Annotated in this window: 3 protein-coding genes; 1 reads left to right on the top strand and 2 read right to left on the bottom strand. The window is 72.2% G+C overall.

Annotated elements, in window-relative coordinates:
* Both ACTUAL_RS31665 and ACTUAL_RS31670 read right to left on the bottom strand, forming a co-directional pair.
* The coding region (locus tag ACTUAL_RS31665) for a glycosyltransferase (RefSeq protein ID WP_440902794.1) at nucleotides 1-480 on the bottom strand (480 nt) is incomplete at its 3' end.
* Nucleotides 481-482: 2 nt separating this feature from the next.
* Nucleotides 483-1,304, bottom strand: coding sequence for a WecB/TagA/CpsF family glycosyltransferase (locus ACTUAL_RS31670; RefSeq protein WP_440902795.1), 822 nt, complete (start codon nucleotides 1,302-1,304; stop codon nucleotides 483-485).
* 148 nt (nucleotides 1,305-1,452) lie between these two features.
* Here ACTUAL_RS31670 and ACTUAL_RS31675 point away from each other — a divergent pair, with 148 nt between their 5' ends.
* Nucleotides 1,453-2,676 carry an MFS transporter gene (locus tag ACTUAL_RS31675; RefSeq protein ID WP_440902796.1) on the top strand — a complete coding sequence of 408 codons (1,224 nt, stop codon included), beginning with the start codon at nucleotides 1,453-1,455 and terminating at the stop codon, nucleotides 2,674-2,676.
* Nucleotides 2,677-2,934 lie beyond the last annotated feature (258 nt).

Below are 2,934 nucleotides of genomic sequence, written 5' to 3' on the forward strand. Positions count from 1 at the left end.
GTCGACGACCAGCTCGCCGCGGGCGGGGGTGCGACCGGCGCGCTCGCCGCCCAGGACGGCCGCGCCGCGCGCGCGGAGGGGGGTGGGGGCGCGGCGGAGGGAGAGCTGGTGGTGGCCGTCCTCGCCTTCGAGCCTGGGGACGGCGACGCCGGTGCCGGGGACGGCGAGCGCGGCCTTGAGGAGGTCGATCGCGTCGGGGGCGAGGCGGACGTCCGGGTTGAGGACGAGGACGTCGCAGCCGGGGGCGGCGGCGAAACCCGCGTTGACGCCCGCGCCGAAGCCGTCGTTGGCGGGGCGGGCGACGACGGTCGCGTCGGGGGCGGTGGCGCGGACGACGTCGAGGGTGTTGTCGGGGGAGGCGTTGTCCACGACGACGATCCGGCTGTCCGGGGTGGACTCCAGCGCGACGGCGACCGAGCGGAGGCAGTCGGCGACCACGTCGGCGCTGCGGTGGGTCACCACGACCACGGCTAGCGGCACGGTCAGTACTCCCTGGGGTGGGTGGGGTTGGGGTGGGTGGAGGTGGGGTGGGTGGAGGTGGGGTGAGTGGAGCTGGGGTGGGTGGCGCTCGGGTGAGTGGAGGTGGGGCGGCGGAAGCGGGTGCGGGCGGCGCCCGCGAGGAGGCGGAGGGCGAAGGGGAGGTCGTCGCGCAGGTAGCGGCGGGCCAGGCGGCGGGGTTCGAGGGCGAGGCGGTGGAGCCACTCGCCGCCCGCCCTCTGGACGAGGCCGGGGGCGCGGCGGAACTCGCCCGCGGCCATGGGGATGCCCGCGCCGCACCCGAGGAACCAGGTGTCGGGGAGGCGGTCGCGGAGCAGTTCGATGAGGCGTTCCTGCTTCGGGAAGCCGAGTCCGACGAGGACCAGGTCGGGGTTCGCGGCGGCGCAGGCGGCGACGGCGCGCTCGGTCAGGTCGGGGTCGGTCTCGAAGCCGAACGGGGGTGAGTCGGTGCCCGCCACGCGGAGGCCGGGGTAGCGGGCGGTGAGGGCGCGGGCGGCGGCCTCGGGGACGCCGGGGTTGCCGCCGAGGAGGTAGACGGAGCGGCCCGCGCGGGCGGCGGCCTCGGAGAGGGTGAACACGAGCGAGGAGCCCGTGACCCGCTCCGGGACCTTCGCGCCCGCGATGCGGCCCGCCCAGACCACGGGCATCCCGTCCGCGACCACGACCTCGGAGCGGGCGATGAGCGCGGCCAGCGCGGGATCGCGGGTCGCGGCGCGGACGATGTCCACGTTGGCGGTGACGATGGCGCCGCCCTCCCCGTCGCTCCAGGCTGCGGAGACGTGCCGGGCGAGGTCGGCCTCGCTCACGGACCACACCGTGACAGCGCCCACCGGGACGCGGGCCTGCGGGTACGAAGGCATAACCGCGACATCGGCCGGGTGGTAGGGGTCGTTACGCGACGTGTTCCTCGCCCCAAACTCGTAACAGGCACGGTGAGTAGTCGATTAGGGGGGTATGTACGTCGCATCCGTCCGTCCCACTGATCGAGTGAAGGGGCGGGTGCCGGGCACCGTTTTCGCCCTGGGCGCGGTGAGCCTGCTCACCGACGTGTCCGCGGAGATGGTCACCGCCTTCCTTCCCGCGTACCTGCTGTTCACGCTGCAGATGAGCTACGCGCAGTTCGGGGTGCTCGACGGGGTGTACACCGGGGCCACGGCGGTGCTGCGGTTGGTGGGCGGGCACCTGTCGGACAAGACGCAGCGGCACAAGGCGGTCGCGGTGTTCGGGTACGGGTTGTCCGCGGTGACGAAGCTGGTGTTCCCGGCGGTGGGGGCCTCGGCGTTCGGGATCGGGGCGGCGATGGCCGCCGACCGGGCGGGCAAGGGGGTGCGGACGGCGCCGCGGGACGCGCTGATCTCGTTGTCCACGCCGCCGGAGCGGTTGGGGGCGGCGTTCGGGCTGCACCGGACGATGGACACGGCCGGGGCGTTGCTGGGGCCGCTGGTGACGTTCTTGTTGATGACGCAGATCGGGATCGTGGCTGGGCCGGTTTTTGCGGTCAGCGCTTGTTTTGCGTTCGTGGGCGTGATCGTGCTGGTCGCTTTTGTGCGGGAGCACCGGGCGGCGAAGCCTGCCGGGCCCGCGCCGTCGTTCCGGGCCGGGGTCGGGCTGTTGCGGGATCGGCGGTACCGGCGGGTCGCGGTGGCGCCCGGGTTGCTGGGGTTGGCGACGCTGTCGGACGCGTTCGTTTTCATCCTGGTGCAGAAGGCGACCGGGATTCCGCAGGGGTTGTTGCCGCTGTTGCCGTTGGGGACGGCGCTGGTCTTCCTGGTCGCGGCTACGCCGATGGGGCGGTTGTCGGACCGGGTGGGGAGTTGGAACGTGTTCCTCGGGGGGCACGTTTTGCTGCTGGCGGTGTACTTGCTGTTGCTGGCGCCTGGGAGCGGGTACGCGGGGGCTGTGGTTGCGCTGGTGCTGCACGGGTTGTTCTACGCGTGCAGTGATGGGGTGTTGTCGGCTCGGGTCAGCCCGCTGGTTCCGGAGTCGTTGCGGGCATCGGGGCTGGCTGTGGTGCAGACCGGGCAGGCTTTGACCCGGACCGTGTCCTCGGTGGGGTTTGGGGTTTTGTTGCAGTTCGCGGTTTTTGGGGTTGCGGTGTGGACCGCGATCGTGGCTCTGGTCCTGGGGGTGGGCGGGGCTTGGTGGTTGACGGCTCGGGGTGAGGGCCTGAAAGCGTGAAGTCAAGAGCTTAAGAGCACGCCTCGCCGGCGGGGCAGACCTCCAAAAAAGAGGGGACAGGGCTCTGCCGGCCGGTGACCGTTGGTCCTGTGGTCCCGTTTACCACTGCGGTGGGCGGGGTCCCTCTTCTCCGTTTGGCCTCCTTTCAGGCAAGCACACTTGTCAAGACGCCGTTGGGCACCCCGGTCTTCCGGGCAGTGCGGCGGCATCTTGACAAGCGCGCTTGGGCTTCGCCAGGCCAAACGGAGAAGAGGGACG

The sequence above is a fragment of the Actinosynnema sp. genome, assembly GCF_052038725.1.